Source organism: Paraburkholderia eburnea, from assembly GCF_002917095.1.
Taxonomy (GTDB): Bacteria; Pseudomonadota; Gammaproteobacteria; order Burkholderiales; family Burkholderiaceae; genus Paraburkholderia; species Paraburkholderia eburnea.
Genome location: NZ_PQGA01000017.1, coordinates 30,958 through 56,230, shown reverse-complemented (window position 1 = coordinate 56,230; position 25,273 = coordinate 30,958). Strand labels below are relative to the sequence as shown.

General features: G+C 65.4%; 21 protein-coding genes. 16 read left to right on the top strand and 5 right to left on the bottom strand.

Annotation, left to right across the window (positions count from 1 at the left end):
- Positions 1–9: 9 nt before the first annotated feature.
- Positions 10–1,299 carry an NAD(P)/FAD-dependent oxidoreductase gene (locus tag B0G62_RS23985; RefSeq protein ID WP_103706701.1) on the bottom strand — a complete coding sequence of 430 codons (1,290 nt, stop codon included), beginning with the start codon at positions 1,297–1,299 and terminating at the stop codon, positions 10–12.
- A gap of 129 nt (positions 1,300–1,428) precedes the next feature.
- Between B0G62_RS23985 and B0G62_RS23980 the strand changes: the two genes are divergently transcribed.
- The 3 genes from B0G62_RS23980 (at position 1,429) to B0G62_RS23970 (ending at position 6,148) form a co-directional block, all read left to right on the top strand.
- Positions 1,429–2,094, top strand: a complete 666-nt coding sequence (locus B0G62_RS23980) for a TetR/AcrR family transcriptional regulator (RefSeq protein WP_103706761.1) — start codon at positions 1,429–1,431, stop codon at positions 2,092–2,094.
- Positions 2,095–2,410: 316 nt separating this feature from the next.
- The gene (locus B0G62_RS23975) at positions 2,411–4,873 is read left to right on the top strand and encodes a membrane-bound PQQ-dependent dehydrogenase, glucose/quinate/shikimate family (RefSeq protein WP_103706700.1); all 2,463 of its coding nucleotides are present in this window, start codon (positions 2,411–2,413) and stop codon (positions 4,871–4,873) included.
- Between the two features lie 96 nt (positions 4,874–4,969).
- On the top strand, positions 4,970–6,148 hold the full coding sequence (locus tag B0G62_RS23970; protein WP_103706699.1) for a porin: 1,179 nt from the start codon (positions 4,970–4,972) through the stop codon (positions 6,146–6,148).
- 18 nt (positions 6,149–6,166) lie between these two features.
- Here B0G62_RS23970 and B0G62_RS23965 read toward each other — a convergent pair whose 3' ends face one another.
- A complete protein-coding gene (locus B0G62_RS23965; protein ID WP_103706698.1) occupies positions 6,167–6,457 on the bottom strand; it encodes a DUF4148 domain-containing protein in 291 nt (96 codons plus the stop codon).
- Positions 6,458–6,655: 198 nt separating this feature from the next.
- Here B0G62_RS23965 and B0G62_RS23960 point away from each other — a divergent pair, with 198 nt between their 5' ends.
- The 7 genes from B0G62_RS23960 (at position 6,656) to B0G62_RS23930 (ending at position 13,467) form a co-directional block, all read left to right on the top strand.
- On the top strand, positions 6,656–7,954 hold the full coding sequence (locus B0G62_RS23960) for a citrate synthase family protein (protein WP_103706760.1): 1,299 nt from the start codon (positions 6,656–6,658) through the stop codon (positions 7,952–7,954).
- 296 nt (positions 7,955–8,250) lie between these two features.
- Entirely contained in the window at positions 8,251–8,322 is a 72-nt protein-coding gene (pqqA, locus tag B0G62_RS23955) for a pyrroloquinoline quinone precursor peptide PqqA (protein WP_084162062.1), read from the top strand.
- 97 nt (positions 8,323–8,419) lie between these two features.
- Positions 8,420–9,331: a pyrroloquinoline quinone biosynthesis protein PqqB gene (gene pqqB / locus B0G62_RS23950; protein ID WP_103706697.1), complete on the top strand. Its 912-nt coding sequence runs from the start codon at positions 8,420–8,422 to the stop codon at positions 9,329–9,331.
- A 91-nt stretch (positions 9,332–9,422) separates the two neighbouring features.
- Complete coding sequence (gene pqqC, locus B0G62_RS23945) at positions 9,423–10,175, top strand: pyrroloquinoline-quinone synthase PqqC (RefSeq protein ID WP_103706696.1); 753 nt, start codon at positions 9,423–9,425, stop codon at positions 10,173–10,175.
- 5 nt (positions 10,176–10,180) lie between these two features.
- A complete protein-coding gene (gene pqqD / locus B0G62_RS23940) occupies positions 10,181–10,462 on the top strand; it encodes a pyrroloquinoline quinone biosynthesis peptide chaperone PqqD (RefSeq protein ID WP_103706759.1) in 282 nt (93 codons plus the stop codon).
- Complete coding sequence (gene pqqE / locus B0G62_RS23935) at positions 10,455–11,642, top strand: pyrroloquinoline quinone biosynthesis protein PqqE (RefSeq protein WP_208624244.1); 1,188 nt, start codon at positions 10,455–10,457, stop codon at positions 11,640–11,642. Before pqqD ends, pqqE begins: the two co-directional genes overlap by 8 nt.
- Positions 11,608–13,467, top strand: a complete 1,860-nt coding sequence (locus B0G62_RS23930; RefSeq protein WP_103706695.1) for an alpha/beta hydrolase family protein — start codon at positions 11,608–11,610, stop codon at positions 13,465–13,467. The genes pqqE and B0G62_RS23930 overlap by 35 nt, the downstream gene beginning before the upstream one ends.
- Positions 13,468–13,621: 154 nt before the next feature.
- Here B0G62_RS23930 and B0G62_RS23925 read toward each other — a convergent pair whose 3' ends face one another.
- The gene (locus B0G62_RS23925; RefSeq protein ID WP_103706694.1) at positions 13,622–13,939 is read right to left on the bottom strand and encodes a hypothetical protein; all 318 of its coding nucleotides are present in this window, start codon (positions 13,937–13,939) and stop codon (positions 13,622–13,624) included.
- Positions 13,940–14,035: 96 nt separating this feature from the next.
- Positions 14,036–14,344 carry a chemotaxis protein gene (locus tag B0G62_RS23920; protein ID WP_103706693.1) on the bottom strand — a complete coding sequence of 103 codons (309 nt, stop codon included), beginning with the start codon at positions 14,342–14,344 and terminating at the stop codon, positions 14,036–14,038.
- Positions 14,345–14,580: 236 nt separating this feature from the next.
- Here B0G62_RS23920 and B0G62_RS23915 point away from each other — a divergent pair, with 236 nt between their 5' ends.
- From B0G62_RS23915 to B0G62_RS23905, 3 genes are read left to right on the top strand one after another with little or no spacing between them, the layout of a single operon-like run.
- Positions 14,581–15,756: an HlyD family secretion protein gene (locus tag B0G62_RS23915; protein ID WP_103706692.1), complete on the top strand. Its 1,176-nt coding sequence runs from the start codon at positions 14,581–14,583 to the stop codon at positions 15,754–15,756.
- A gap of 2 nt (positions 15,757–15,758) precedes the next feature.
- Entirely contained in the window at positions 15,759–17,342 is a 1,584-nt protein-coding gene (locus B0G62_RS23910) for a DHA2 family efflux MFS transporter permease subunit (RefSeq protein ID WP_103706691.1), read from the top strand.
- Positions 17,343–17,376: 34 nt separating this feature from the next.
- Complete coding sequence (locus B0G62_RS23905) at positions 17,377–18,936, top strand: efflux transporter outer membrane subunit (RefSeq protein ID WP_244193353.1); 1,560 nt, start codon at positions 17,377–17,379, stop codon at positions 18,934–18,936.
- Between the two features lie 25 nt (positions 18,937–18,961).
- Here the strand turns inward: B0G62_RS23905 and B0G62_RS23900 are convergent, their stop codons facing one another.
- Positions 18,962–19,807, bottom strand: coding sequence for a CHAD domain-containing protein (locus B0G62_RS23900; RefSeq protein WP_103706757.1), 846 nt, complete (start codon positions 19,805–19,807; stop codon positions 18,962–18,964).
- Positions 19,808–20,164: 357 nt separating this feature from the next.
- On the opposite strand from B0G62_RS23900, the gene B0G62_RS23895 reads away from it, so the two are divergent.
- From B0G62_RS23895 to B0G62_RS23885, 3 genes are read left to right on the top strand one after another with little or no spacing between them, the layout of a single operon-like run.
- Positions 20,165–23,722, top strand: a complete 3,558-nt coding sequence (locus B0G62_RS23895; RefSeq protein WP_103706689.1) for a response regulator — start codon at positions 20,165–20,167, stop codon at positions 23,720–23,722.
- 4 nt (positions 23,723–23,726) lie between these two features.
- Positions 23,727–24,575: a CheR family methyltransferase gene (locus B0G62_RS23890; protein ID WP_103706688.1), complete on the top strand. Its 849-nt coding sequence runs from the start codon at positions 23,727–23,729 to the stop codon at positions 24,573–24,575.
- 23 nt (positions 24,576–24,598) lie between these two features.
- A complete protein-coding gene (locus tag B0G62_RS23885) occupies positions 24,599–25,267 on the top strand; it encodes a chemotaxis protein CheB (protein WP_103706687.1) in 669 nt (222 codons plus the stop codon).
- Positions 25,268–25,273: the final 6 nt, after the last annotated feature.

The window sequence follows — 25,273 nt, the reverse complement described above, 5'->3', positions numbered from 1 at the left end:
TTATGTCGCTCAGGCGAGGCGGATCTTCGGCTGCACCCAGCCGTTGATACGCTCGGCGGTCCAGAGCAGCGTCGCCTTGCGCAAGCCGTGCAGCGCCTGCTGATGACGGCGGTAGAGCATCGCATGGCTCAATTGCGCGAGCCTGCCGCGAATGAAGCCGCCACGGAAGAATCCAAAGCGCCCCAACGTCCCGAACGCATCGTAATCGCTCAGCGAGACCAGCGAGCCGAAGTCATGAAACGCGAACGCGGGCAACGGCTTGCCGGCGAGCCAGCCCGGCAGATGGCGCGCGAGATACTCGGCCTGCTGCGTGGCGACTTGCGCGGTCGGCGCAAGCGCGCGTTCGGCGCCGGCCGGCGTGAGGCTGGCACAGTCGCCAAGCGCGAAGACATGGTCATCCTCCGTGGATTGCAGCGTCGGGCCTACGACGATCTGGTTCGCGCGGTTGGTCGTGAGACCGCCCAGGCCGCTCAGAAAATCGGCGGCCTTCACGCCTGCGGCCCAGACCATCAGATCGGCTTCGGCCAGTGCTCCGCCGTCATAGACGAAGCCGCTGGCCGTCGCCTCGGTCACGCGCGTGCCGGTTTTGACGCTAAAGCCGATTTTTTCGAGCTGATGCTGGCTCGATGCGGAAATAGTGGGCGGAAACGCGCCGAGAATGCGCGGGCCGCTTTCGAGCAGCGTCAATTGCAGGCGCTCACGCACCTTCGCGTCGCCATACGCGCTCGCCACCTCCAGCAGACGGCTCAACTCGGCGGCCAGTTCCACGCCGGTCGCCCCGCCGCCGACGATCGCCACCCGCAACGCCTCGTCGCGCGCCACGCTGCGAAACGCACGCGCACGCAGCGCCTCGTTGAAGGTTTCGGCCTGCTTCTGGCTGTCGATGAAATAACTGTGCTGCGCGACGCCAGGCACGCCGAAATCGTTCGCATGACTGCCGAGCGCGAGCACCAGCACGTCATAGACAACTTCGCGCGGCTCCAGCACCGTGCCGCCATCGGTCGTTGTGAGCGCACCCAGTTGCACGCGACGGCGCGCGCGGTCGAGCCCGAGCATCTCACCCGGCTCGTAGGTGTAGCCGTGTTCGCTCGCGTGCGCGAGAAAGATCACCTGCTGCTGGACATCGCGCGTGCCGGCCGCGATCGTGTGCAGCATGGGCTTCCAGATATGCGTCGGGCTTTTGTCGATCAGCCTGATCTGGGCCTTGCCCGCGCGGCCAAGCGTATCACCCAGCTTCGTTGCCAACAGGATGCCGGCGATGCCGCCACCCACGATTACGATGCGTACCGGATTTGCCATCTTTAATTCAACACGCAATGAATAAAACCCGATGGTAAACCCTTGTCGCAGATCGTGTCAATCGCAGGCGGCAACGCGCCGGCGCTCGGTTACACTCACGTCCATCGAAAAACGGGAACGCTGATCCGCATGAAAGAGAAGGCCACTGCATCTTCAACTCCAACGTCCACGCCCGCGCGGCGCGGCCGCGGGCGACCGGCGCAGCAAGCCTCGGTGGGCCGGGAGGTGCTGCTGCGCAACGCGCGCAAGACCTTCGGCACGCGCGGCTACGACGCCACCAGCGTGCGCGAGATCGCGCGCGAATCGGGGGTCGATCCGGCCTTGCTCGCGCATCATTTCGGCTCGAAGGATGCGTTATGGGAAGCCGTGGTCGAGCAGATCGCCGTGCATGCACGCCCCATGATCGCGGCCACGGCGGCGCTGCGCGACTCGGAACTGGATGCCCGCGCACGCGTGGACCGCGCCGTGGAGATCTATATCGACAAGGTGTTCGAGGAACCCGATATCGGCTTGTTTTTCTCGACCGCGACCACCGAGGAAGGCGCGCGCCTCGATCTGCTCGTCGAGCGGCTCATGCGGCCCTACTACGATGTGATGGTGCCGCTGTTCGACGACGCCGCGAAACAGGGCCTGCTCAAGGTGAAGGACGCGGAGATGCTGTTCTTCGTGCTGCTCAACGGTGTGAGCAAGACCGTTGGCTACGGCCACCTGATGCTGGCGTTCACCACGCTGCCCCGCAATCCGAAGAAGTTCAAGCGCACCGTCCTGGAGACCGTGCTCGAATTGCTCTCCTGAGCCAAATCCCGCCTTGACTCGCGCGGGCGCCTCCCGCCCGCCGCTTCGCTTCCCATCCTCCCCCCCACCGCCCGAATCGCGAGCGGTCCGGCATCGACTACGTCCCTTCGCACGCGGCGAAACCGCCATCCTGCACCCTCGCAACCGCTTTTCGAACCACGGAGTTGCGAAACTGCGGGCAGGATTTCAATTTTCCCAATAAAATGTACCAACTAGTTAATATAAAGCAAGGCTTGGCGTTTTCACGCCAATTTCAGGGCGCGCGCTCAGGCCGACCTTCGCGGCGAGCCTTTAGCGTTCAATCGAGAACAAAACGATGTCGAAGCAACCAACAGATTCAGATAAACAGATTTCAAAGGCCGTGCGTATCGGCCTGCCCGTCATAGGGTTCGTCGGCCTGCTGCTCGGGCTGTATTTCCTCATCGGCGGCGGCATGTTGATCGCCCGCGGCGGCAGCTGGTACTACCTGCTCGCCGGCCTCGCGCTGTGCGCCACCGGTGTGCAGCTCGCGCGCCGCCGCTCCAGCGCCTTCACGATCTTCCTCGTATTCCTGATCGCCACGGCGCTGTGGGCCGTGTGGGAAGTCGGCTTCGACTTCTGGCCGCTCAATACGCGCATTTTCATGTTCTCGATGATCGGCATGCTGCTCGCGCCGCTCGTCCCCGTGCTGCGCAAGGGCGAAGGCAAGACGCCTGCCTGCGGCAAGGCGTGGGGCGTCGCCGCCCTGCTGGCCGTCTGCAACGTCGCGTTCGTGTGGGGCATGTTCGTGCCACACGGCAAGTTCGGCGCCGAAGCCACGCCGCCGATCGCAAGTTCAGCGGGAAATGTGGGCACCGGCGACTGGAGCGCCTACGGCCATTCGGCCGGCGGCGACCGCTTCGCGGGCTTCACGCAGATCGACCGCGATAACGTGAAGGATCTCCAGGTCGCCTGGACGTTCCACACCGGCGACGTGCCGCTCAGCCCGGACGGCGGCGGCTCGGAAGACCAGGAAACGCCGCTGCAGGTCGGCAGGACGCTGTTCCTGTGCTCGCCGCACAACACGGTGATCGCCGTCGATGCCGCCAGCGGCACCGAAAAATGGCGCCACGCGTTCCCGACCCACACCACGGTCTGGGTACGCTGCCGCGGCCTCGCCTACTTCGATGCCACCAGGCCGCTCGTGCAGCCCACCGTGGCCGGCTCGACGCCGGTGTCGGCGATCGATACGTCGGGCGACCCCGCCGCGTGCCGCCGCCGCATCTACATGAACACGATCGACGGCAAGCTGGTTTCGCTCGACGCCGACAACGGCAAGCTCTGCGACAACTTCGGCGATCACGGCATCATCGACCTTAAGGCAGGTCTGGGCAAAGCTCAAAGCCCGCTCTACCAGTTGACGTCCGCGCCGACGGTGGCCGGCACGACCGTGGTGGTGGGCGGCCGCGTCGCCGACAACGTCTCGCTCGACATGCCTGGCGGCGTGATCCGCGGCTTCGACGTGATGACCGGCAAGATGAAGTGGGCGTTCGATCCGGGCAGCCCGCAAGACCACGCGGCACCGGTCGCCGGCAAGACCTTCACGCGTTCGACGCCGAACGTGTGGGCGCCGATGACCTATGACGCGACCTCGAACACCCTCTACATGCCGACCGGCAACGCCGCGATCGACCTGTGGGGCGTCAAGCGCACGGCGCTCGACGAGAAGTACGGCGCCTCGATCCTCGCGCTCGACGCCACCACCGGCGTCGAAAAATGGCACTTCCAGACCGTCCACCACGACCTCTGGGACTACGACGTGCCGATGCAGCCGACGCTGATCGACTTCCCGATGGAAGACGGCAAGAAGGTGCCGGCGCTGATCGTCGGCACCAAGATGGGCCAGCTGTTCGTGCTCGACCGCCTGACCGGCAAGCCGCTCACCAAGGTCGTCGAACACCCGGTCAAGACCGGCACGATCCCGAACGAGCCGTACTCGAAGACCCAGCCGCTGTCGGTCGGTATGCCGCAGATCGGCGCCGAAGTGCTCGACGACGCCGACATGTGGGGCGTCACGCCGATCGACCAGTTGATGTGCCGCATCTCGTTTCGCGGCATGCGCTACGACGGCCTGTTCACCGCGCCCGATACGGACTACGCACTGAGCTTCCCGGGTTCGCTCGGCGGCATGAACTGGGGCGGTCTGTCGTACGACCCGAACGCCGGCATGATCTACGTGAACGACATGCGCCTGGGCCTGTGGGTGCATCTGGTCAAGGAAGCGCAGCGCAGCAGCGCCACCTCGAACGGTAACGAGGCCGTCAACGCCGGCATGGGCGCGGTGCCGCTCGGCGGCACGCCGTACTCGGTGACCAAGGACCGCTTCTTCTCGCCGCTGGGCATTCCGTGCCAGAAGCCGCCGTTCGGCAGCCTCACGGCAATCGACCTGAAAACGCGCAGCGTCGCGTGGCAAGTGCCGCTCGGCACGGTCAAGGACACGCGCCTCTACGGCGTGCAGATGCACATGCCCTCGCCGATCGGCATGCCGACCATTGGCGGCTCGCTGACGACCGGCGGCGGTCTGGTGTTCTTCGCGGCGACCCAGGATTACTACCTGCGCGCGTTCGACAGCTCGACCGGCAAGGAAGTCTGGAAGGCCCGTCTTCCGGTGGGCAGCCAGGGCACGCCGATGAGCTACACGATCGACGGCAGGCAGTACATCGTGATCTCGGCGGGCGGCGCGCGCCAATCGCCGGATCGCGGCGATTACGTGATCGCCTACGCACTGCCGCAGACGCACCAAGGCATCCAGCGGCATTGATCCGCCGCCATTGTTAACTACTTAGACCAAATATTCTTCCGAATCCGGGATGGCTGTGTATAGCGGCCATCACCCGGATCGTTCGCCTGTCTTACGATGAAATCAGAACACTTTTTCCGGGGCGGCTCGCTGCTCATGTGCGCTGCGGCGATGTCGCAACCGGCCATGGCGCAAAACAGCCTGACGCTGTATGGCAACGTGGACGAAGCCATCACCTACGCGAGCAACCAGGGCGGCCATTCGAACGTGTACATGCGCAATGGCAATCTGTACGCGTCGAAGTTCGGCTTCAAGGGCTCGGAGCCACTAAGCTCGACGCTCAACGCGATTTTCGATTTGCAGGAAGGTTTCGATCCGGGCACCGGCGCGCAGCAATCGGCCGGTCTCGCGTTCAACCGCTATGCCTTCGTCGGCTTGCAGGACAGCCGCTGGGGCACGCTGACGATGGGCCGCCAGTACACGCCGTACTATTTGCTGGCCGGCACGCTCGGCCCGGTCACGTACCTGACCGGCGCGACGGGAGCGCACCCAGGCGACATCGACGGTTTCGATACGGACATCCGCTCGAATAGTTCGGTTACCTACACATCATCGGGCATCGACGGTCTGCGCGGCAGCGTGCAATACGGCTTTGGTGGTGTGGCGGGCAGCATGAAAAGCGGCAGCCTGTTCAGCGCGGCGCTGCGTTACGACGGAGGCCCGCTTTCCGTGGGCCTGGGCTATCTGCGCATGAGCAACACGCAATATTCGGGCGGCTTCGATCCGGACGCGAGCGCCACGTTCCCGCATTCGACGATCAACACGGGTTATCTGTCGGCGAACACGGTGCAGCAGTCGGCGGCGCTGGCGACCTATACGTTCGGCAATCTGCTGTTCGGCGTGAACTATTCGAACGTGGTCTATCGTCCGGGCGGTCATTCGCTCTTCGCCGATACCGCCGTATTCAACACGTACGGCGCGCTGGCGAGCTACCGCGTGAGCACGCCGATCGAGGTATCGGGCGGCTATGGCTACACGCGCGCCTCCACCGCGAACGGCATTCACGACGCCGCGCGCTATCAGCAGATTTCGCTGCGCGAGATGTATCACCTCTCGAAGCGCACGACGCTTTACACCATTCAGGCGTATCAGCACGCTTCGGGGCAGACGCTGGGCGCGAACGGCGCCGGCGACATTGTCGATGCGGTGGCGATGGTCGGCGACTCGCAGAATACGTCGGCGTCATCGACGGGCAATCAGTTCGTCGCCATGTTCGGCATTGCAATTGCGTTTTAAAGCGCGTTCTAAAAACGCTCAGGTCTTGCGGTGCAGCTTGAGACAGTCCGCGCTGTAGTCGGCGGTCAAGGCTTTCTGCGCGGCTTGCAGATCGGCCGGATAGGTGCCGTCGTCGGAACCCGGATGGTAGCCGCGCGCTTCTAGCTCACCCAGTTCGTCCATCAATTGCGCATGCGTGACCTTGCCCGCCGCTACGTGCTTGAACGGGTAGCCCATGCATTGCTGCTGGGTGAGGTGCGGCCCGGCATGAGCAGCCAGGCTAACGGTCGCTGCGGCAAGCGCAGCAAGATATTGCAGGTTTGCTCTCATAGGGGCCATCCAGTCGAGTTCGAAGTCACGAGTCGAGAGCTTATGCGAGCGCGCCTATGGGATCGTGATCGGCTAGATGAAGTTTTTCTTAATAAGCGGTAAGCCGCTTTAAAACAGGCAGCGCGCAGGCACGAATCGTCAACGTTGATTATGCTGATCGCCATTCGCCGGAATCGTCGCCGCATAGCCAACCTCATCATGCCGACCTATCTGACTTCCACCGAAGCCGCCGCGCGTCTGGGCGTCTCGCGCCAGACGCTCTACGCCTACGTGAGCCGTGGCCTGCTGCGCGCCGAAAGCGATCCCGTCTCGCGCGAAAGCCGCTATCTCGCCACCGACGTCGAGCGGCTCGCGGCGGATCGCGCGCGCGGCCGCAAGCCGAAGGAAGTGGCGCGTGCGGCGCTCGACTGGGGCGCGCCGGTGCTCGAATCGGCCATCACGCTGATCGAAAACGGCCGGCTCTCCTATCGTGGTGTCGATGCCCTCGATCTGGCGTCACGCGCAAGCCTCGAAGAAGTAGCCGCGTTGCTCTGGCAATGCGACGAAAGCGCCGCTTTCACGCCGCGCGCGCCGCAAGCGCCCGCGGTCCTCAAGGCCCTGCTCAAGCATTACCGCGACCAGCGCGCGGAAGCCGCCATGCTGCCGCTCTTTGCGGTGGCGAGCGAAGACGCGCCCACCGCGATCTGGCAGCGCAACGCCGACCGTCAGGCGCAGGGTTGCGGCGATCTCGTGCGCCTGTTGGCTGCGTGCCTGCTGGGCACCGCGCCCGACACCGCGCCGCTCCACGAACAGTGCGCACACGCATGGGGCGTCGGCAAGACGGGCGCGGACCTGATCTGCATGGCACTGGTGCTCTGCGCCGACCACGAACTGAACGCGTCGAGCTTCACCGCGCGCTGCGTCGCGTCCACCGATGCAAGCCTGCGCTCGGTGGTGATCGGCGGTCTCGCGGGTCTTTCGGGCGGCCGGCACGGCGCGACCACGGGGCGCTGCGAGGCGCTCTGGGACGAGCTGGACGCGAATTCACCGGCGGACGCCGAACGCAAATTGCACGAACGCCTCGCGCGCGGCGACGATCTGCCCGGCTTCGGCCACCCGCTTTATCCCGATGGCGACGTGCGCGCGGCGTGGCTGCTCGCGCGCGTGCTGCCGCGTCATCCGAAGTGGCAAAAGCTCATCGACCTGGGCAGTTCGCTCGTCGGACAGCAGCCGTCTCTCGATCTCGCGCTCGTGGCGTTGCGGCGTCATCTGGGCCTGCCGGTGGGAGCCGCGTTCGGGCTGTTCGCGTTGGGACGTTCGGTGGGCTGGATCGCGCACGGGCTGGAGCAACGCCAGAATCCGCACCTGATCCGGCCGCGCGCGGTATACACGGGCGCGAGGCCGCCCGCAAGCGATGCCGGCACCCCGCGCGCGGGCACACGCAGACACAACAGCAAAGCCCAGCACAATAGCGTGCCCGCCCCGGATATGTTCACGAGCTGGTTCAAGATTACGTAGCTTTCGGTTGAATTGCAGCCGAGTATTGCTGCATCCGAAATAAAGTGTTTCGTGTGTCGGTGTTCAGCGCGCTTTCGGCGTTTGATACGGCATTTCAGGGCCATCCGCGTATCGGCGAGCCATCGTGATGCGCGCAAATTTGATACGATACGCGCGAGGAGAATTGCGGCGCATATAGAACGTGTCAGGCGTGCAGTTCATTCCGCCTGCCGCATCGGCCGCCGTTTCCCGCATTGTCCGGTGTGTCCGCTTTGCCGGACGTCCGCCTGCTCATCCATTTTTCAAGGAGTTCCGCCATGTGGACCAAGCCCGCTTACACCGACCTGCGTTTCGGTTTTGAAATCACGATGTACATTTCGAACCGTTAATCCGCAGCGTCAACATCCTCTCGCAGGATCTACATAGCCCCGGCCCGCCGGGGCTATTTATCTGGCGCGTTCAATCCGCAGCCTATTTTCCGCAAGCATGCATATTCACATTCTCGGCTCCGCAGCCGGCGGCGGCTTTCCTCAGTGGAACTGCAATTGCGCGAACTGCGCGGGCTTCCGTAACGGCCGCCTCAACGCGAAGGCGCGCACTCAGTCGTCGATCGCCGTCTCCGACGATGGCGAATCCTGGGTTCTCTGCAACGCGTCGCCCGATATCCGGGCCCAGTTGCAGGCTTTCGCGCCCATGCAGCCGGGCCGCGCGCTGCGCGACACCGGCATCGCGGCCATCGTGCTGATGGACAGCCAGATCGATCACACGACCGGCCTGCTGAGCCTGCGCGAAGGCTGCCCGCACGAAGTCTGGTGCACGGACATGGTTCACGAGGACCTGAACACCGGCTTTCCGATCTTTCCGATGCTCAAGCACTGGAACGGCGGCCTGCGCTGGAACCCGATCGTCTCCGGCGAAGCGTTTACGATTAGCGCCTGCCCGAATCTGCGCTTCACGCCGTTCGCGCTGCGCAGCGCCGCGCCGCCCTACTCGCCGCACCGCCACGATCCGCATCCGGGCGACAACATCGGCCTTGTGATCGAGGACACGCGCACGGGCGGCAAACTGTTTTACGCGCCGGGTCTGGGCGAAGTCGACGAGGCACTGCTTGCGCGCATGCACGAAGCCGATTGCCTGCTGGTGGACGGCACGCTCTGGCACGACGACGAAATGCAGCGCCGCGGCGTGGGCACGCGCACGGGCCGCCAGATGGGCCACCTCGCGCAAAGCGGCCCCGGCGGCATGCTCGAAGTGCTCGATCAATTCCCGAACGCGCGCAAGATTCTCACGCACATCAACAATACGAATCCGATCCTCGACGAAGATTCGGCGGAACGCGCCGAACTCGCGCTGCGTCACGTCGAAGTCGCCTTCGACGGCATGAGCATCGATCTGTAAATACCCGTGCGGCGCGCGATACAAGCGCGCCGCCCTGCATTTCGCTGCTGCAATCTTCAGGCAGCAGCCTTCATTGGAATTGGACCGAATCATGAGCCAGGCCGCCCTCACACCCGAGCAATTCGAACAGGCCCTGCGCGCCAAGGGCGCGTTCTATCACATTCACCACCCGTATCACGTGGCGATGTACGAAGGCCGCGCAACGCGCGAACAGATCCAGGGGTGGGTCGCGAACCGCTTCTACTACCAGGTCAATATCCCGATGAAGGACGCGGCGATACTCGCCAACTGTCCCGATCGCGAAGTGCGCCGCCAGTGGATCCAGCGTCTGCTCGATCACGACGGGGCGCCCGGCGAGGACGGCGGCATCGAGGCCTGGCTGCGCCTGGGCGAGGCCGTCGGACTCGATCCCGATCAACTGCGTTCGCAGGAACTGGTCCTGCCCGGCGTGCGTTTTGCCGTCGATGCCTACGTGAATTTCGCGCGGCGCGCGAGCTGGCAGGAAGCGGCCAGCAGTTCGCTCACCGAATTATTTGCGCCGCAGATCCATCAGTCGCGACTCGACACGTGGCCGAAGCATTACCCCTGGATCGACCCGCGCGGCTACGAGTATTTCCGTTCGCGCCTGGGCCAGGCGCGCCGCGACGTGGAGCACGGCCTGCAGATCACGCTGCAGCACTACACGACCTTCGAGAGCCAGCAGCGTATGCTGGAGATCCTGCAATTCAAGCTCGACATTCTGTGGACCATGCTCGACGCGATGTCGATGGCCTACGAACTGGGCCGTCCGCCGTATCATACGGTCACGAACGAACGCGTCTGGCACAAGGGGATCGCACTGTGAACACGATGAACACACCCTTCGACCGCAATCTCAAGCCCGTCTGGCGACGCGGCTATCGCTTTCAGTTCGAGCCCGCGCAAAACGCGCACGTCCTGCTCTATCCTGAGGGCATGATCAAGCTGAACGACAGCGCCGCCGCGATCGGCGGCCTGATCGACGGCGAACGCAACGTCGCGGCGATCGTCGCGCATCTGGACACGCAATTCCCGGGCGTGCCCGAACTGGGCGAAGACGTCGAGCAGTTCATGCTCGTGGCCCGCGAAAAGCACTGGATCGATCTTGTCTGACGAACACCTCGCGCCAGGCGCGGCCATAGCAGCGCCTGCCGATCACGCCCAACCCGCCCAGCCCGCCGTCGGCCTGCCCTTGTGGCTGCTCGCGGAAGTGACCTATCGTTGCCCGCTGCAATGCCCCTACTGCTCGAACCCGCTGGACTTCGCGCGCCAGGGCGAGGAATTGAGCACGGAGCAGTGGATTCGCGTGATGACCGAGGCGCGCCAGATGGGCGCCGCGCAGATCGGCTTCTCCGGCGGCGAGCCGCTGGTGCGCAAGGATCTCGCGCAGCTGATCGCCGAGGCGCGCAAGCTCGGCTATTACACGAACCTCATCACCTCGGGCATCGGCCTGAACGAGCAGAAACTCGCCGATTTCCAGCGCGCCGGACTCGATCACATCCAGATCAGCTTCCAGTCGAGCGACGAGGAAGTGAACAACATGCTCGCCGGCTCGGGCAAGGCGTTCGCGCAAAAGCTGGCGATGGCGCGCGCCGTGAAGGCGCACGGCTATCCGATGGTGCTGAACTTCGTCACGCATCGCTACAACATCGACGATATCGACCGCATCATCGAACTCTGCATCGCGCTCGAAGCGGATTTCGTCGAACTCGCGACCACCCAGTTCTACGGCTGGGCCAAGCTCAACCGCGCGCTGCTGCTGCCCACGCGCGAGCAGCTCGAACGCGCGGAGCGCATCACCAACGAATATCGCGCGAAGCTGGAAGCCAGCGGCAACCCCTGCAAGCTGATCTTCGTGACTCCTGACTACTACGAAGAGCGCCCGAAGCCCTGCATGGGCGGCTGGGGCAGCCTCTTCCTCACGGTCACGCCGGACGGCACCGCTTTGCCCTGCCACGGCGCGCGCATGCTGCCAGTCGAATTCCCCAACGTGCGCGATCACGATCTGCGCCACATCTGGTACGAATCGTTCGGCTTCAACCGTTTTCGCGGCAATGCGTGGATGCCCGAACCGTGCCGCTCGTGCGACGAAAAGGAAAAGGACTTTGGGGGCTGCCGCTGCCAGGCCTTCATGCTGACCGGCGACGCCGCGAACACCGACCCCGTGTGCGGCAAGTCCCCCGAGCATCGCATCATTGTGCAGGCCCGCAGCGAGGCCGCGCAACCCGTCCAACCGATCCAGCGACTCATCTTCCGCAATGACAGGAATTCCCGCGAACTCAGCCAACCCTGAGCGCGTCAGCGCCGAACAGGCCGTCGCCGCCGGCAAGGATTTTGGCGAACTGGCCGCGTCGGCGCGCGGCGTGTTCTGGACGGCCTACGATCCCGCCGATGCCGCCACGCGCATCTGGCACTGGCGCAGCGGCGCGCAGGCGCGTTGCCTCACGCCGGAAGGCTTCAGCGTGCGCGGGCGCGTCTACGAATACGGCGGCGGCTCATTTTGCCTTACTGAGGATACCGTAGTATTTGCCAACGAGAAAGACCAGCGGCTTTATCGTCAGTCCATCGACGACGATTCTGCGCCGGCCGCGCTCACCGAGCCTGGCTGCCGCTACGGCGATCTGCGTTATAGCCGCGACGCGGTGCTCGCGGTGGAAGAAGACGGCGGAACGCATCGCATCGTGTCGATCGCGCTCGCCAACGGCGCGCGGACCGTGCTCGCGGAAGGTGCGGATTTTTATGCGGCGCCCTGCCTGCGCGCGGACGGCGCGCGCCTCGCGTGGATCGAGTGGCAGCGCCCGCATCAGCCGTGGACCGCGACGCGACTGCGCAGCCGCGAGCGCGATGCCAACGGCGCGTGGCTGCCGCCCCGCACGCTTGCGGGCGACGATATCGAGGATGCGCTGCAACAGCCGCAATTCGACACGCACGGCACCCTGTATTGCCTGAGTGATCGCCACGGCTTCTGGCAGCCGTGGCGTGAGCATGGCGATGCGCTGCATGCGTTGCCCGCAGCACGGGCCGATCATGCCTCCGCGCCGTGGCAGCTCGGCGGGCGTAGCTGGATTGTGCTCGACGACGGATCGAGCCTTGGCGCATGGACGGACGAAGGCTGGGGCGTACTCGGCCATCGCACGGCCGATGGCGCGTTGCGCACGCTCGCGCCGGAATATAGCCGCTTTCGCAATCTCGCCGCAGACGACACGCATGTCTACTGCCTCGCCGCTTCGCCCACCTGCCCCGCAGCCGTGCTCGCGATCCGGCGTGACGACTTCAGCGTGCAAGTGCTCGCGGATGTCTCGCCGATGATGCCGGCAGAGCGCATTCCCGTGCCCGAGCGCCTGCGTTTTTCGACCGGCGGCAGCGAATCGCACGCGTATTTCTATGCGCCGGAGCGGCTGCAAAGCGAGAAAAGCGTGGACAGAGCCCCGCCCGTCGTCGTGTTCATTCACGGCGGCCCGACCTCGGCCTGCTACCCCGTGTTCGATCCGCGCATCCCATACTGGACGCAACGCGGCTTCGCCGTCGTCAACCTCAACTATCGTGGCAGCACCGGCTATGGCCGCGCCTATCGCCAGGCGCTGCACGAAAGCTGGGGTGTCGTGGATGTGGACGACGCTTGCGGCGTCGTCGCGCATCTTGCCGCAGACCACCGCATCGATCTCGCCCGCGCCTTTATTCGCGGCAGCAGCGCGGGTGGCTATACGACGCTCTGCGCACTCGCGTTTCGCGACGTGTTTCGCGGCGGCGCGAGCCTGTATGGCGTGAGCGATCCGCTTACGCTCGGCCGGCACACGCACAAGTTCGAAGCCGACTATCTGGACTGGCTGATCGGCGACGCCGTGGCCGATGCCGAGCGCTATAACGCCCGCACCCCGCTGCTGCACGCCGACCGGATTCGCGTACCCGTGGCGTTCTTCCAGGGCGAACTGGACGCTGTCGTCACGCCCGATCAGACGCGCAGCATGGTGAGCGCCTTGCAGGCCAACGGCATCGCTACCGAGGCGCATTATTACGCCGACGAACGTCACGGCTTTCGCAAGGCCGTCAACCAGGCACATGCCCTGCAGGCCGAATACGCGTTCTACTGCGGGATTCTCGGGCAAACGCCGCTGTAAGCACGCGCCCATGGCGGGGGGAATGCCGGGCATAGCAGGGCACTCCGGGTTTATGAAGGTGCGCAACCCAGCCATAGATGCCGTGAAAACAAACCCAGGGCGAGCGGCGTCATGCGTGCCGCCCGCACTGCGGGAACGCCCGGTCGAACGTCCGTTACTGCCCCTTCGTATCGCTGCTGGCGTCGGCGCCCGGCGTGTTGGTGGTGTCGTTCATCGGCTTCGTCGCCGTATGCTTCTTCGTCGTATGCGACTTGTGCGTGGACTTGTGGGTCGTAGTGCTTGTGCCCGTCGCGGCGGTCGCCGCGTTGTTATCCGCGCCTTGGGCCGGCGTCGTGGCGTCCGCGCCCGTGCCCGAGCCTGCACCGCCAGGTCCGTTGCTGCTGCCGCCGCCCGCTCCTGCAGCAAGCGCAACGCCGGATACTGCCAGCATTGCGCTCAGGATGGCCGGGGCGATCAAGTGACGTGATTTCATGATTGGTTTTCCTCATTAAATTTTAAGGTCTGCGAGCAAGTCGACAAGCACGCCGCTCACGACCTGCCTGCCGCACATCGCATGCCTTAACTATCTTCAGTAGTCCGGCGTATGCCTGATCTCGTCGGGTAATACATCGCCGTCCGGACGCAGCGCTTCGTCGCCATCGGCCGCCGCGCGTTCTCCGGTGCCGTGACTATCGGTACCGCTTAGCGCTTCGTCCTCCCCCGCTTCTAGCGCGTGATTGTCAAGCTCCGAGTCGCGATCGAACTCATGGCGCTTCGCGCCCAGCGTATCGCTGCCCGAATCGGACGAATCGCCGGGACCGAGCGCTTCGGCATTGTGACCCGGGGGGATCGGTTGAGCCATGTCGTCGTCGCTATCGGGATCCAGTGTGCTGCTCATGATGTGAACTCCTTCGAACGTGCTGCGATGCAAAATCCGCGCGCCAGCGGCGCACGGCGCCCTTCCCTATAGAGCAGTCTGCGTGCCCCGTGCAGGCGTTCAAGATGCCCCGTCGCGGCATGACGCTTGCTACAGCAATTGCGCTTTTGCTCACCGTCGAGACGTGTCCTGCATCGAGCACCTCATGAGATCCCTTCCTTTTTCGAGCACCTCACTGAACCCTGCCGGAGCGACGCATGGCTGAGCGCGACGGGGCGGGCAGCATCCGCGCATGGTCGCGCGCGCATCGGGGCAAGCCGCGCCGCGCTGCGAATGCGCGTAACAGCGCGCAAAACGGCAAGGACGGCAAGGACGACGGCAAAACCGCCCGCAAGCGTCCGGGCAAGAAGCCGCTCATCATCCTTGGCCTGATCGTGCTAATCATCGCGATCGGCGCATTCGCCTGGTGGTTTGCGACGCGCAACGAAGTCAGTACCGACGATGCCTACACCGACGGCAACGCCATCACCGTCGCGCCGAAGGTCTCGGGCTACGTCACGCAGCTCAATATCAACGACAACGTCTTTGTCCACAAAGGCGATCTGATGGTCGAGATCGACCGCCGCGACTACCAGGCGCAGGTCGATCAGGCAAACGCCCAGTTGGGCCTCGCCAGGGCGCAATTGCTGGCCGCCCAGGCCCAGCTGGACATCGCGCGCGTGCAGTATCCGGCGCAGTACGAGCAGGCGCGCGCGCAGATCGAGACGGCCAATGCCAACTTCGCGCGCGCCCAGGCCGACTATGCGCGCCAGCATGGCGTCGATCCGCGCGCGACCACGCAACAGAACATCGACACCGCCACGGCCCAGCAGCGCAGCTCGTACGCCGACGTCATAAGCGCCCAGGCACAACTGAAGACGGCCAGCCTCGTGCCGCAGCAGATCCGCCAGGCCGTGGCCGCCGTTGAACAACGCCGCCAGCAGGTCGCGCAGGCCCAGGCGCAACTGGACACCGCGCAGCTCGATCTTGCGTGGTGCGATCTGCGCGCGCCTTCGGACGGCTGGATCACGCGGCGCAACGTGCAGTTCGGCAGCTTCCTGCAAGCGGGCACGTCGCTTTTCTCGATCGTCACGCCGCAGGTGTGGATCACGGCGAACTTCAAGGAGTCGCAGCTCACCCATATGCGTGCCGGCGACAAGGTGAAAATCAGCATCGACGCGTACCCGAAACTCGACTTGCGCGGCCACGTGGACAGCATCCAGCTTGGCAGCGGCTCGCGCTTTTCGGCTTTTCCAGCGGAGAACGCCACCGGTAATTTCGTCAAGATCGTGCAGCGCGTACCCGTGAAAATCGTGATCGACAACGGCCTGCCGGCCAACCGGCCCTTGCCGCTGGGCATCTCGGTCGTGCCCACCGTCTATCTGAGCCACTGATCATGAGCGACACCCGACCCGCGTGGCGCCCCGCCGGCAATCCGTGGCTGATCGCCATCGCGGTCACGCTCGCGGCGTTCATGGAAGTGCTGGACACGACCATCGTCAACGTCGCGCTGCCGCATATCGCGGGCACGATGTCGGCGAGTTACGACGAAGCCACCTGGGTGCTCACGTCCTACCTTGTCGCCAACGGCATCGTCTTGCCGATTTCGGCGTTCTTTGGCCGCGTGCTCGGGCGCAAGCGCTATTTTCTTCTGTGCATCGTCGCCTTCACGGTCTGCTCGTTCCTGTGCGGCGTGGCGACGAGCCTCGGCCAACTGGTGATTTTTCGCCTGCTGCAGGGCTTTTTTGGCGGCGGCCTGCAACCCAACCAGCAATCGATCATCCTCGACACTTTCGCCCCCAGTCAGCGTGGCCGCGCGTTCTCGATCTCGGCGGTGGCCATCGTGGTCGCGCCGATCCTGGGTCCGACGCTGGGCGGCTGGATCACCGACCACTTCTCGTGGCGCTGGGTGTTCCTGCTCAACGTGCCCGTCGGCGTGCTGACGACCTTCGCCGTCATGCAACTGGTCGAAGATCCCCCCTGGATCGTGCGCGAGACGAAGCGGCGCATGAACTGGCGCGACGTCGATTTTCCCGGTATCGCGCTAATCGCCATTGGCCTGGGCTGCCTTCAGGTGATGCTCGATCGCGGCGAGGACGACGACTGGTTTTCCTCGCCCTTCATCGTCACGTTCGCGGTGCTGGCCGTTCTCGGCATGGTGGGCGCGGTGTTCCGGCTGCTCTACGCGAAGCATCCCGTGGTGGATCTGCGCTGCCTGCGCGACCGCAATTTCGCGCTGGGCTGCGTGATGATCGGCGCGTTTGCGACTGTCCTCTATGGCAGCGCCGTGATCGTGCCGCAGCTCGCGCAGCAGCAGCTCGGTTATACGGCCACGCTCGCGGGCCTTGTCCTCTCGCCGGGGGCGTTGCTCGTCACGATGGAAATTCCCATCATCAGCAAATTGATGCCCTATGTGCAGACGCGGCTGATCATCATGACCGGCTTTGTTCTGCTGAGCGTCGCGCTGATTTACGCACGCATTTTGACGCCCGATGTCGATTACACGACGCTCGTGAAGCTGCGCAGCGCGCAATCGATCGCGATCGGCTTTCTGTTCGTGCCCGTCACCACGCTCGCCTATCTCACGGTGCCGCGCGCGCTCAACAACGACGCCTCCGCGCTCTTTACCATGTTCCGCAACGTGGCGGGATCGATCGGCATTTCCGTCTCGACGGCGCTCATCCGCGAACGCTCGCAGGCGTGGATGGCCCATCTTTCCGGGCATATGTCGCCTTTTTCGCAGAACTATCAGGACACGCTCGCGCGCAACGCGCAAACCGTGATGGACAGCACGGGCGCGCCGCTCGCCCAGGCCTTGCAGACCGCGACCGGTCATCTGTACGAGACATTCGTTTCGCAGGCAACGATCCTTGCCTATATCGATGTGTTCGGCATTCTCGCGGTGTATTGCGCGCTGTTTGCGCCGCTCGCGCTGTTCTTCTCGCCCGTGAAGGCTTCGGGCGGAGCGGGAGGACATTAACATGCGCCCACATATTTTCTCTGCAGTCCGGATTATGATGATCAATGCGCTAGCCGCAACGGTCACAGCCTGCACCGTCGGGCCCAATTTCAAGCCGCCCGAAGCGAACATGCCCGCGGGCTGGAACGCGATGCAAACACCGGGCGCAACAGCGCAAGCCGCATCCAACCCAACCGTCGAAGCGGACCCCGACCCGCGCTGGTGGCAGAGCTTTCACGATCCCGTGCTCGACGCGTTGATCGCGCGCGCCGTGCGGGGCAATCCCGATCTGCGCATCGCCGTGGTTCGCATCGCCGAGGCGCGCGCGCAAACGCAACAGGCCGCCGCGCAAGGGCTGCCCGACGTGCGCGCGAGCGCGAGCTATGAGCGCGAGCAGCTCGGCGCGAAAGGTATCCTCGAATCGGCAGGTATCTACAACAAGGTCGATTCGCTGGGCGCACCGAACTCGCCGGTCAACACGCTCCAGCCAGGCGCGGGCGCCGCCGTCGAGCGCGGCGCGCAAAGCGCGCTCGATCAACTCACGGCGCCGGTCAATCTCTGGCAAGCGGGTTTCGACGCTTCCTGGGAACTCGATCTGTTTGGCCGCGTGCGCCGTTCGGTGGAAGCCGCGAATGCGCAGACCGACGAGGCGATCGAATCGCAACACGACGCCCAGGTCTCGCTCGAAGCCGAAGTCGCCGAAACCTATCTGCAGTTACGCGGCGCACAGATGTTGCACGCGACCGCCGTAGCGTTGATCGACCAGCAGCGCGAAGTCGTGGAATTGACACAGAGCGCTTCCAGACACGGTCTGGAAAGCCAGCTGGACGTCGAGCGCTCGCAGGCGCAGCGCGCGCAGACCGAAGCCCTGCTGCCGCAGTACGATCAGCAGATCGCGCAAGCGCTCAATGCGCTTGCGGTCCTCACGGGCGAAGCGCCCGGCGCGCTCGATGCGAGTCTTGCCGCTGCCGCCGCGTTGCCGGACACGCCGCCAGGCGTGCCGGTCGGCCTGCCTGCCACGCTCGCGCGCCGCCGCCCCGATATCCGCCGTGCGGAGGCGTCCTTGCACGCGGCAACCGCCAACGTGGGCGTGGCCGTCGCACAGTTCTATCCGGACATTTCGCTGTCCGCGCAGGCCGGCACGCGTGCGACCACGCCGCGCGATCTCGCGCATTGGGCGAGCCTGTTCTGGTCGTGGGGGCCAAGCGTGTCGCTGCCGATCTTCCAGGGCGGTGCACTGGTATCGAATCTGCGGCTCTCGAAGCTTCAGCAGCAGGAAGCGGCGCTCGACTATCGCAAGACCGTCCTGACGGCGCTACGCGACGTGAACAATGCACTGGTGGTCTATCGCACCGATCAAACCCGGCTCGCCTCGCTAGACGAAAGCGTCGCGGACCAGCAGCGCGCTTATCTGCTCGCACGCGACAGCTATCGCAAGGGGATCGTGTCGTTCATCAATGTCCTGGACGCCGAACGTCAACTGAGCACCGCGCAGCAGAATGCGCAGCAGCAGAAGCTTCAGGTGTGTACCGACCTGGTCTCGCTCTACAAGGCGCTGGGCGGCGGCTGGGACGATGCGGGCACGCTGGCGTCAGCGCCGGCAACGGCGCATTGACGGGCGTTCGGCCATGCATTCGCCCTCAGGCATCGATCAATTTGCCCGCGCGGCACTGACGCCGTTTGCGCTCTTGGCGCAAGGCTGCGAGCGCGGCATCGGCGCTCGCAGCGTCGGCGAAGATCTCGCGATGGTCTTGCGCCAGTCGTTCCGTCGCCACGGCATCGTTCAGATCTCCGAAGCGTTGCTGGAGCTTCTTCAACGGCTTCAGACGCTTCGCATCGCGGCGCGGCAGCATCGGCTCGAAGAATTCCAGTGTGTAACGCAGTTTCTTCGCGCCCTTGCGTACATCGTGCCATGCCGCGTAGTCGCTCTTTTTCGCCTTGCCCGCATGGCGCACGCGCTTTTTCAGCGCGCGTCCTGCCGCGTCCACGCTATCGGATGCGAGGCGTTCGATGGACGCGCGGCGCGCCGCCGTGTTGAGCGCCTGATTGACCTTATGCAGCATCTCGCGCAACGCATGGCGCAAATCGGCAGCAGCAAGCGCCGTGCATGCGCGCTCGCGGGCGGCGATGCGTGCGGCGTCCAGACGCATTCCCGCCACGCGCGTTTCTCCGGCATCGAGTTCGCCGAGCAGTTGCGCCGCGATGTCCCAGTCGCGCGCCGAACCCGCCGCCGCGCCCACGTGCTTCAGGTAAGCGCGCTCGAGCGCCGTCATCTCGCGTTTGAGCAGCGGCCGCCACACCCACAGCAGCGTGCGCAGCCGCAGCAACGCCACGCGAAGTTTGTGCAGATCGTCGGCGCTCGGGTCGAGATGCGCGCTGCGCCTCAACGCTTCGTCAACGAGCGGCTTCGCATAGCCGGAAAAACGCGCCTGCGCGTCGTGGCGCGGCTTGATTGTCGTCACTTTCGCGCGCTTGTCCCGCTTCATGATCGCCTCCGTGCTCGCTGCCGTACGCAGCGTTTGCGCATGGCGCGTGCCCTGTTCCGTACCCAACGCTTACAGCGCTTAATCCAACGCCGCACTGTCGCGCCGCGATTGAACAGAACGTTCTATGCGGCGATCGCGAAGCATGATGAAAGGCCGCTCATCGGTGGGCCGGACCTTGTTGTCCAACAAGTGACGTGCGCGCAACCGGTCGGCTTTTTGTATGATTGCATTTGCATCGATTTCACCCTTTTTGCCCCGTAGAGGGCGCGCCGTTTTTCGCAAATGGCGTGAAAAACCGGTCGATATTTCCGTCTGAACGCCAGCGACCCACGAACCATCGGAACGAATCGGAAAATAATGCCTGCACTCAATGCGATCGACCCGCTGCGCTTCAAACGCATCATTCAAAGAAACGTCGCGCTGCCGCTGCTTGCGGGTTTCGCGACCGCCGTGGCTTTCGTCGCGCTGATCGCGTACCTCGTCTCGACGATGAACTGGGCCGAGCACTCGGAGCGCGTGATCGGCGAAGCCTACGAGTTGCTGCGCGTGCAGGCCGACCGCGAATCGAGCCTGCGCGGCTTCCTGCTCGACGGCGACGAACGCGGACTTGCGCCGTTCGAAGTGGGCCGCCCGCATTTCGAGGCGCAGGTGGGCAGTCTGTCCGCGCTCGTGGCCGATAACCCCCCGCAGGTGGAGCGCCTCAAACGCATTCTCGCGCTCGCGCGGCAGTGGGATCGATCCGCGGGCGAAGCCGTGCGCCTGCGCCGCGATCACGACGCCGTGCTCGCCACGGTGCAGAACGACAAAGGCCAGCCCAACGCCGACGCGCTGCGCCGCGAGTTCGCCGATTTCCTCGCCGAGGAAGACCGCCTGCGCGAAGCGCGCACCAGCGCCGCGCGCAATCTGACCTTCACGACGGTGGCCGTGTTTCTCGCGCTCACCGTGCTCGTCAACAGCCTGCTCGCGTGGCTGGGCCGCCGCGAGCTGACCGCGCTCTCCGCCACCTACGACGAGGCGCTGCGCGGCCAGGCCGAACAGGGCGAAGCGCTCGCCGAGCAGGTCTGGTTTCGCTCGGGGCAACGCCTGCTGGCCGAAAGCGGCATGGGCAAGGAAGCGCTCGCCGAGGTGGGCGGCGCGATGCTCGACTGCCTCGCGGGTTATCTGAGCGCGAGCGTCGCCACGCTTTATGTGCGCGACGCGAAGGACGCGTCGCTGCGCCGCGTGGCGACCTTCGGCTTCGGCGACGAGAGCGGCTACAACGTGCCGCTGCTGCAAAGCGGCCAGACGCTGGTGGGCCAGGCCGCCGCCTCGCGCCGCGTGATCGAGCTGCGCGAGGCGCCCGCGGGCTATCTGAAGGTGGAGTCGGGTCTGGGGTCCGCCACGCCCACGTCGCTGCTGATTTCGCCGATCGACGCCACCGGCCGGATCAACGGCGTGGTGGAACTGGCCTTCATGCGCGCGCTCTTGCCGCGCGACACCGAATTCCTCTCGCGCGTGGCCGGCACGATGGGCGACCTCGTCGAAGCCGCGATCTCGCGCGAACGGCTCCAGGCCGCTTACGCCGACGCGCAGCAACTCAATCACGAACTCCAGGTGCAGCAGGAAGAACTGCGCGTGGCCAACGAAGGCCTGGAAGAGCGCGGCCGCGCGCTGATGGATTCGCAGTCGCGTCTTGAAGCGCAGCAGGTCGAGCTGGAGCAGACCAACGTGCAGCTTGAGGAATACGCCCGCCGCCTCGAAACGCAAAAGAGCGAACTCGAACGCGCCCAGGGCGAACTCACGCGCAATGCCGAGCGCCTCGCGCAGTCGAGCCGCTACAAGTCCGAATTCCTCGCCAACATGTCGCACGAGCTGCGCACGCCGCTCAATAGCTCGCTGATTCTCGCCAGGCTGCTGCAGCAGAATCGCGCCGGCAATCTCAGCGAGGAACAGGTGCGCTACGCGGCCACGATCCACGCGTCGAACACCGACCTGCTCGCGCTCATCAACGACATTCTCGATCTCTCGAAGGTCGAGGCGGGCCAGATTCAGCTCATGCTGGAAGCCGTCAAGCTCGACGAATTGACGTCGTCGCTGCACGAAACCTTCGCGCCGCTTGCGCGCGAGAAGGGCGTCACGCTCACGATCGGCCGCCTTCCCGGCGTCGCCGACACGCTCACGACCGACGGCCAGCGCGTGCTGCAGATCCTGCGCAACCTGCTCGCGAACGCGCTGAAGTTCACCGCGCAGGGCGAGGTGTCGCTCACGGTCTCGCCAGTCGACGCGAACGTGCTGCGTTTCGACGTGCGCGACACCGGCATCGGTATTCCCAAAGACAAGCAGGACATGATTTTCGAAGCCTTCCAGCAGGCCGATGGCTCGACAAGCCGCGAGTACGGCGGCAGTGGGCTCGGCCTGTCGATCTCGCGCGAACTCTCGCGCCTGCTGGGTGGCCGCATCGGCGTGGCCAGCGAGCCGGGCGTGGGCAGCGTGTTTACGCTCTGGCTGCCGCTCGACAGCACGGCCGCCGCCAGGCGCGCGCAGACCGGCGACGCGGCTCAAGCTGGGGTGGCCACGCCGCACGCCGCTGCCGCCCATCAGGCCGCCCGCTCACAACCCGCTCACATTGAAGCGATTACCGAAACCACGACGCTCAACGCCGACGCGCGCGCCGGCCAGGCGATCGTGGCCGCCAGCGCGCCGACGGCGCCCGCCGCTCATCTCGCCGACGACCGTGGCCGCCGCCAGCACGGCAACCGCGCGATCCTCGTGGTCGAAGACGACCTCTCCTTCTCCGAAATCCTGCGCGACCTCGTCCACGAACTCCAGTTCGATTTCCTGCACGCCGCGGACGCCGCCACCGGCTTCGCGATGGTCAAGGACGAGGCGCCCGTGGCCGTGCTGCTCGACGTCGGCCTGCCGGACCGCTCGGGCCTCTCGGTGCTCGAATGGCTCAAGAGCGATCCGCTCACGCGCCATATTCCCGTGCATATCGTCTCGGCGACCGACCACGCGGACAAGGCGCTGCATCTGGGCGCAATCGGCTACACGCTCAAGCCCACGGCGCGCAGCACGCTCGAAGCGGCGATCCGGCGGCTCGAATCGCGGCTCGAACAGCGCGTCAAACGCGTGCTGGTGATCGAGGACGACTACGCGATGCGCGAAAGCATCCGCGCGCTGCTGGTGGGCGACGGCGTGGAGATCGTCGCGGTGGGCACGCTCGCGGACACGCACGCGCAGATCGCGCAAGGCGCCTTCGACTGCATCGTGACCGACCTCACACTGCCCGACGGCACCGGCTACGACCTGCTGGAAACGCTCGCGGGCGAGGCGGGCATCGCGCCCGTGCCGGTGATCGTCTACACGGGCCACATGCTCTCCGACGACGACGAGCAGCGCCTGCGCCGCTACTCGAAGTCGATCATCATCAAGGGCGCGCGCTCGCCCGAGCGCCTGCTCGACGAAGTCACGCTGTTCCTGCACAGCGTGGAGTCGTCGCTCGCGCCCGAGCAGCAGCGCATGCTGCGCGCGGTGCGCCAGCGCGACGACACCTTCGAAGGCAAGACGATCCTGCTGGCCGAGGACGACGTGCGCAACATCTTCGCGCTCTCGCATGTGATCGAGCCGCTGGGCGCGAAGCTGCTGATCGCGCGCAATGGCCGCGAGGCGCTCGACATACTGGGTGCCCGGGAGCCGGTGGACCTCGTGCTGATGGACGTGATGATGCCGGAGATGGATGGACTCGCCGCCATGCGCACGCTGCGCACCGATCCGCGCTACGCGCGCGCCGCGCGCCTGCCGGTGATCGCGCTGACCGCGAAGGCGATGGCCGACGACCGCCAGCGCTGCCTCGAAGCGGGCGCGGACGACTACGTTTCCAAACCCATCGACGTGGACAAGCTGGTGTCGCTGTGCCGCGTCTGGTTGCGCAAGTAAGACCATGACCGACTACACTCCGTCCGCCAGCCGGCCCGCGCACAGCCTCTTCGACATCGAGTTGCGGCTGCTGCTCGAAGCGATCTATCTGCGCTATCAGCACGACTTCCGGCACTATTCGCTGCCTTCGCTGCGCCGCCGTCTGGAAGAAGCGCGGCGCGACTTCGGCGTGGCGTCGCTCAGCCAGTTGCAGGACCGCGTGCTGCGCAGCCCCGAGGACTTCTCGCGCCTGTTCGGCTACATGACGGTCCAGGTGAGCGACATGTTCCGCGACCCGGAATACTTTCTCGCGCTGCGCCAGCACGTGCTGCCGGTGCTGCAGACCTATCCCTCGCTCAAGGTGTGGGTGGCGGGCTGCAGTTCGGGCGAGGAACTCTGGTCGCTCAAGATCCTGTTCGAAGAGGAAGGGCTTGCCGAGCGCACGATCTTCTACGCGACCGACATCAGCCCGCAGGCGCTCGAACGCGCGGAATCGGGCATCTATCCCGTGGACCGCTTCGCGGGCTTCAGCCAGAATTACCTGGCCGCCGGCGGACGGCGCACACTGTCCGATTATTATCACGCGGCCTATGGCGGCGCGCGGCTGTCCAGCACGCTCAAGGAACGCGTGGTGTTCGCGGATCACAGCCTCGCCACCGACGAAGTATTCCTCGAAGCGCATCTGGTGTCGTGCCGCAATGTGCTGATCTATTTCGACCGCCCGCTGCAAGACCGCGCGATCGGCCTGTTCGAGCGCGCCCTGGTGCGGCGCGGCTTCCTGGGTCTCGGCAGCAAGGAAAATCTGCGCTTTTCCCGACGCCACGAAGCCTTCGACGAATTCCGCGCCGCCGAACGCATTTACCAGAAGCGCTGAACCGTTATCGACACCGCCCAACCATGCCGTCAGCCCCTCGACCGAAGCGCGATCCCGCGAACGAACCCGCGTACGCGCCAAGGCGCACCGTCGCAGGCCCCTTCGACGCCGTCGTGATCGGCGCGTCGGCGGGCGGCGTGGACGTGCTCGGCCAGATCCTGCCGATGCTGCCCGCGCATTTCGGCGCGGCGGTGCTGATCGTGCTGCACCTGCCGCCCGCCTCGCCGAGCTTTCTGGCCCACGCGCTGTCCGCACGCTGCGCGCTGCCGGTGGCCGAACCCGATGCGGGCGAGCCGATTGTCGGCGGGCGCATCTATGTCGCGCCGCCCGACTATCACATGCTAGTGGAGTCCGCGCCGGGGTCCGCCGGACGGGACGCGCGCATCGCGCTGTCGATCGGCGGTCCCGTGCGCTACTCGCGCCCCTCGATCGACGTGCTGATGGAGTCGGCCGCCGACGTCTATGGCGCGCGCCTGCTGGGCGTGCTGCTCTCGGGCGCCAACGACGACGGCGCGCGCGGCCTCGCCGCGATCCACGGCGCGGGCGGCACGACGTGGGCGCAGGCGCCCGACACGGCCGCCGCGCCCCGGATGCCGGAAGCCGCTATCGCGCTTAACGCCGTCAGCGCCACGATGACCCCTGCCCTACTCGGCGCGCGGCTGGCCGCGTGGCCGGCGATGAAACTGGATTGACCCGGA